The organism is Saccharopolyspora oryzae (genome assembly GCF_027853915.1).
Classification (GTDB): Bacteria; Actinomycetota; Actinomycetes; order Mycobacteriales; family Pseudonocardiaceae; genus Saccharopolyspora; species Saccharopolyspora oryzae.
The window spans coordinates 1-5729 of the sequence record NZ_JAQGLA010000163.1; the positions used below are offsets into that span (position 1 = coordinate 1).

Annotated in this window: 6 protein-coding genes; 5 read left to right on the plus strand and 1 reads right to left on the minus strand. The window is 73.1% G+C overall.

Translation table 11 applies throughout. From position 1 onward, the window contains the following. Positions 1 to 18: 18 nt before the first annotated feature. The gene (locus OU415_RS37760; RefSeq protein ID WP_270954590.1) at positions 19 to 1662 is read right to left on the minus strand and encodes a putative PEP-binding protein; all 1644 of its coding nucleotides are present in this window, start codon (positions 1660 to 1662) and stop codon (positions 19 to 21) included. Positions 1663 to 1773: 111 nt separating this feature from the next. Here OU415_RS37760 and OU415_RS37765 point away from each other — a divergent pair, with 111 nt between their 5' ends. From OU415_RS37765 to OU415_RS37785, 5 genes are read left to right on the plus strand one after another with little or no spacing between them, the layout of a single operon-like run. Further along, positions 1774 to 2535, plus strand: a complete 762-nt coding sequence (locus OU415_RS37765) for a DeoR/GlpR family DNA-binding transcription regulator (RefSeq protein ID WP_270954591.1) — start codon at positions 1774 to 1776, stop codon at positions 2533 to 2535. Next, positions 2532 to 3476, plus strand: coding sequence for a 1-phosphofructokinase (gene pfkB / locus OU415_RS37770; RefSeq protein ID WP_270954593.1), 945 nt, complete (start codon positions 2532 to 2534; stop codon positions 3474 to 3476). Before OU415_RS37765 ends, pfkB begins: the two co-directional genes overlap by 4 nt. Continuing rightward, entirely contained in the window at positions 3473 to 3925 is a 453-nt protein-coding gene (locus OU415_RS37775) for a PTS sugar transporter subunit IIA (protein WP_270954595.1), read from the plus strand. The genes pfkB and OU415_RS37775 overlap by 4 nt, the downstream gene beginning before the upstream one ends. After that, positions 3922 to 5388, plus strand: a complete 1467-nt coding sequence (locus OU415_RS37780) for a PTS fructose transporter subunit IIC (RefSeq protein ID WP_270954596.1) — start codon at positions 3922 to 3924, stop codon at positions 5386 to 5388. The genes OU415_RS37775 and OU415_RS37780 overlap by 4 nt, the downstream gene beginning before the upstream one ends. Before the next feature lie 23 nt (positions 5389 to 5411). Then, positions 5412 to 5687, plus strand: coding sequence for an HPr family phosphocarrier protein (locus OU415_RS37785; RefSeq protein WP_270954597.1), 276 nt, complete (start codon positions 5412 to 5414; stop codon positions 5685 to 5687). Positions 5688 to 5729 lie beyond the last annotated feature (42 nt).

The following is a 5729-nucleotide window of genomic DNA, read 5'->3' on the forward strand; positions in this document are numbered from 1 at the left end:
CCCCACCACGACCACTGATCAGCGGGTGGCGGAGCGTCGGGCTTCGGCGGGATCCGTTGCGGCCAAAGCGTTCTGCGCGGCCCGCTGCCAGTCCGCCAGAGTGCGTTCTGCCAGGGCGGCGCCGACGGCGGCCAGGGCCGCCGGGTTCATGGACAGGCTGGTGACGCCCAGGCCTGCCAGGACACCGGCCAGCTGGGGATCGGCCGCCGCTTCGCCGCAGACGCCGACCGGCTTGCCGCGCTCCTGGCCGGCTCGGGCCAGGCCTGCGATCAGGCGCAGCAGCGCGGGTTGCCACGGGTCGTTGAGCGCGGCGAGCGCGCCGACCATCCGGTCCGCCGCGAAGGTGTACTGGGCGAGGTCGTTGGTGCCGATGCTGACGAAGTCGACGACGTCGAGGAGCGCGTCCGCGGTCAGCGCCGCCGCCGGGGTTTCCACCATGACCCCCGCGCGCTCGATCCCCGCAGCGCGGGCGCGTTCGGCGAACCACGCCGCTTCCGCCGCGGTCGCGACCATCGGTGCCATGACCGATACCTCCGCGCCGGTTTCCGCTGCTGCAGCGGCGATCGCGGTGAGCTGGCGGTCGAGCAGGTCGGGTCGGTCGAAGGCCACCCGGAGCCCGCGGACGCCCAGCGCAGGGTTGGGTTCTTCGCCGATCGCCAGGAACGGCAACGGCTTGTCCGCACCGGCGTCGAGGGTGCGCACCACCACCGGCTTGCCCGCGAAGGGTTCCAGCGCGGCCGCGTAGGCGTTGCGCTGCGCGTCGACGTCCGGTTCGGTCGTCGCGTCCAGGAAGCAGAACTCCGTGCGGAACAGGCCTGAACCCTCCGCCCCGGCGGCGATCCCGGCCTGCGCGTCGGCGGCCGAGCCGATGTTGGCCAGCAGCTTGACCCGGTGCCCGTCCGCGGTGGTGCCGATGCCGTTCCACTGCGACTGGTCGCGCACCGCGGCCTCCGGTGGCACCGCCTGCTCGAACAGCTCGACGGTGCCGGACGTGCCGTCGACGCGCGCCCCGGCGGCGTTCGCGGCCAGCACGCCGCGCGCCGCCACCACCGCCGGAATTCCCAACGACCGGGCCAGGATCGCGGTGTGGCTGGTGGGGCCGCCCTCCTCGGTCACCAGCGCCAGCACCAGCTGCGGATCGAGGTCCGCCGTGTCGGCCGGGGCCAGATCGCGCGCCACCAGCACGGTCGGACCGGTCAGCGCGGGCACGCCGGGCGGTTCGGTGCCGGTCAGCTCGGCGACCAGGCGGTCCCGCACGTCGAGCACGTCGCGCGCCCGTTCGGCCAGGTAGCCGCCGGTCGCGGCCAGCAGCTCGGCGAACTCGCCAGCGGCGTCGAAGACCGCTCGCGGCGCGGGCAGCCCCTGCCCGGTGACGGCCTGCTCGGCCTTGTCGAGCAGCGACGGGTCGGTGGCCATCGTGGCGGTCATCTCCAGCACCTCCCGCGCCGCACCATCAGTTGCGGCAGCGCGGGCGAGCAGGCGCTTCGCCACGGCCTCGGCGGCGGGGCGGATGCGCGCGGCCTCGGCCGCCGGGTCGGTCGGTGCCGGACCGGGCAGCGGATCGGGCAACCGGTCATGAACCCACACGACCGGGCCGGCCGCCCGACCAGGGCTGACGCCGACGCCGTGGTGCGTCTTCGCGGGGAAGGTGCTGGTGGACATGCGCGCTCCTCGTCGTGACCGAAAGTTCTCGCAGCGTTCCCAGAGGCTTGACAATATGACAACACAGGGCACAATCAGGCAACACCAAACATTAACCGGAGGACAACGGGCATGTACGGGGCGGAGCGCCAACAGCTGCTGGCGCAGCGGGCACGACAGGACGGGCGCATCGACGTCACCGCCGCGGCGGCCGAGTTCGAGGTGGCCCCCGAGACCATCCGCCGCGACCTGGCCGCGCTCGAACGCCAGGGCCTGGTCCGGCGCGTCTACGGCGGCGCGATCCCGGTCGAGCGGCTGGACTTCGAACCCGGCGTCTCGTTGCGGGACCGGACCAACGCCGCGGAGAAGGAACGCATCGCGCGCGCCGCGCTGGACCTGGTGCCCGACCGGGGCACGGTGCTGCTGGACGCGGGCACCACGACCTCCCGGCTGGCCGGTCTGCTGCCCGCCGACCGCGAGCTGACCGTGGTCACCAACTCGCTGACGGTGGCCACCCAACTGGCCACCCGCAACAACTACAACGTGCACATCCTCGGCGGCCGGATCCGCGGTACCACGCTGGCCACGGTGGAATCCTGGGCCCTGGACGTGCTGCGCGGGCTCACCGTGGACATCGGCTTCTTCGGCACCAACGGGTTCTCCGCGGTCCGCGGCTGCACGACTCCGGACCCGGCCGAGTCCGCGGTCAAGGCGGCGATGGTGGCGGCCAGCCGCAAGCGCGTCCTGCTGGCCGATCACGGCAAGTACGGCGACGACCAGTTCAGCAGGTTCGCCGAGATCGGCGAGATCGACGTGGTGGTCACCGACGACGGTCTCGACGAGGCGGCGCTCGACGAGCTCGAGAAGGTCGAAGCGGAAGTGGTGCTGGCGTGATCGTGACCGTGACCCCCAATCCCAGCCTGGACCGCACCGTGCAGGTCGACCGCCTGGTGCCCGGTTCGGTGCACCGCACCCTCCTGACCCGGTTGGACCCCGGTGGCAAGGGCGTCAACGTCGCCCGGGCGCTGGCCGCGGCCGAGGTGCCGACGCTGGCGGTGCTGCCCTCCGGCGGTGCCGACGGCGCGCGCCTGGCGGAGCTGCTCGCGCCGGAGTCGGTGCCGGTGGTGGAGGTGCCCGTGCAGGCCCCGACCCGCAGCAACATCGCGGTGGTCGAAGCCGACGGCACCACCAGCAAGTTCAACGAGCCCGGCCCGGAGCTCACCGCCGCCGAGGTCGCCGCGCTGGAGCGGGCCGCTGCCGAGCTCGCCGGACGCGCCGAATGGCTGGTGACCTGCGGCAGCCTGCCCGCCGGATGCCCGGGCGACCTGCACGCCCGCATCGTCGCCGCGGCCCGCAGCGCCGGAGCGCGGGTCGCGGTGGACAGCTCCGGGCAGCCCCTGGAACTGGCCTGCAAGGCAGCGCCGGACCTGATCAAACCGAACCTCGCCGAACTCGCGGAGCTGACCGGGAACCCGCTGCGAGACCTCGGCGACGTGCTGGACGTCGCGGAGCAGTTGCGCGCCGGTGGCGTGGGTGCAGTGCTGGTGAGCCTCGGGCAGCTGGGCGCGGTGCTGGTCGCCGCCTCCGGCACCTGGCACGCCACCAGTGAGGTGCCGGAGGTGCGCAGCACCGTCGGCGCAGGAGACGCGATGCTCGCCGGCTTCTTGCGGGCGGGTGGCAGCGGCCTCGACGCGTTGCGCGTCGCGGTCGCCTACGGCGGGGCGGCGGTCGGCTTGGCCGGAAGCCGGATGCCCGCACCGGACGACGTCCACCCGCAGTCGGTGCGGGTGGGCGCAGTGGACAAATCAGTGAGCCTCAGCGGAGTGGCGGCATGACTACCGAACTGATCACCCCCGAACTCGTCGACCTGGACCTGGCCGGCACCGACCGGAAGGCCGTGGTGCGTGGTCTGGCCGAGCGGCTGGCCGCCGCCGGGCGCGTCACCGACGTCGAGCAGTTCCTGGCCGACATCGAAGCCCGCGAGCAGCAGATGCCGACCGGCCTGGAGGGCGGCATCGGCATCCCGCACTGCCGCTCCGCGGCGGTGACCGCGCCGACGCTGGCCTTCGGGCGCAGCGCGACCGGGGTCGACTTCGGCGCCGAAGACGGTCCGGCGGACCTCATCTTCCTGATCGCCGCCCCGGAAGGCGGCGGTTCCGACCACATGACGGTGCTCGCCGCGCTGGCCCGGCGCCTGGTGCGCGCGGAGTTCAAGCAGAACCTGCGCGAGGCCACCGACGCCGCGAAGCTCGCCGAGTACGTGCGCGGGGAGGTCGCGCCATGAAGTACGTGGCAGTCACCGCGTGCCCGACGGGCATCGCGCACACCTACATGGCGGCCGAAGCCCTGGAGCAGGCGGCCAAGGACGCCGGGCACGAGATGCTGGTGGAAACCCAGGGTTCGGCCGGTTCCACCCCGCTGTCCACATCGGACGTCGACGCGGCGGACGCGGTGATCCTGGCCGCCGACGTGGGCGTGCGCGACCGGGACCGCTTCGCAGGCAAGCCGGTCGTGGAGGTCTCGGTCAAGCAGGCGATCAACGACGCGGCCGGGCTCCTGCAGCGCGCCGCGGACGCCGCCGCGCAGCAGCCCGCCGCCGCGCCGGAACCCGTTGCGGAGGAACCGGAACTCGCCAGCAAGGTCGTCGCCGGGACCGGGTTCGGCACCCGGCTGCGGCAGTGGTTGATGACCGGTGTCAGCTACATGATCCCGTTCGTGGCCGCGGGCGGTCTGCTGATCGCGCTGAGCTTCGCGCTCGGCGGGTACCAGATCACCGAAGCGCCGCCGGTCACCGAGCACTTCGACGCCGCGAGCCTGGTCAGCTGGGCTGCGCTGTTCAACCAGGTCGGCTCCACCGCCTTCGAGTTCCTGGTGCCGGTGCTGGCCGGGTTCATCGCCTTCGCCATCGCCGACCGGCCCGCGATCGCCCCCGGCTTCGTCGGTGGCGCGGTGGCGGTGACCGTCGGTGCCGGCTTCCTCGGCGGTCTCATCGCCGGTCTGCTGGCCGGTGCGGTGCTCTTCGGGCTCAAGAAGATCAAGGTGCCGCGCGGCATCGCCGGGATCATGCCGGTGGTGGTGCTGCCGCTGCTGGGCACGCTGATCGTCGGGGTGCTGATGTTCGTGGTCATCGGCAAGCCGATCGCGCTGGTCATGGCCGCGCTGACGGCGTGGCTGACCGGGCTGTCCGGGGCCAACGCGGCGCTGCTGGGCGCGCTGCTCGGCGCGATGATCGCCTTCGACATGGGCGGGCCGATCAACAAGGTCGCCTACACCTTCGCCGTCGGCGGCCTGAGCATCGCCACCACGGCATCGCTGGAGATCATGGCCGCGGTGATGGCCGCCGGGATGGTGCCGCCGCTGGCCCTGGCGCTGGCGTCGGCGGTGCGCGGCAAGCTGTTCACCCCCGCGGAGCGGGCCAGCGGTCGAACCGCTTGGCTGCTCGGGGCGTCGTTCATCACCGAGGGCGCGATCCCGTTCGCAGCGGGCGATCCGCTGCGGGTGATCCCGCCGATCGTGGTCGGCTCGGCGACCACCGGGGCGCTGTCGATGGTCTTCGGCGCGACATTGCGGGCGCCGCACGGCGGCATCTTCGTCCTGCCGCTGGTCGGCAACGCGCTGCCGTACCTGGGGGCGATCGTGGCCGGAGTGGTGGTCGCCGCGGCCGCGGTCCTGTTCGCCAAGCAGATCGGCCGCCGCACCGAAACCGCCGAAGAAACCGCCTCGGACCAGGCCGCGGTTCCGGCCTGATCACCCCGCTGGAAAGGAATGAGATGCAACGACGAGTCCGCATCGCCGCCTCGGTGGGTCTGCACGCCCGCCCGGCCGCGCTGCTCTCCCAGGCCGCCGCTGCGCAGCAGCACCCGGTCACCATCGCCAAGGTCGTCGACGGCGAAGCCGGTGCGCCGGTCGACGCGGCCAGCGTCCTCGGCCTGATGTCGCTGGGCGCCCGGCACGGCGAGGAGGTCGAGCTCTCCGGCCCCGACGAGGCGGCCCTGGACGAACTCGCCGCGCTCCTGGCGCAAGACCTGGACAAAGCACCCGCCTGACCAGGCGTTCTGGGGCGTGTGAGCGTGTCGGTGGTCGACCAC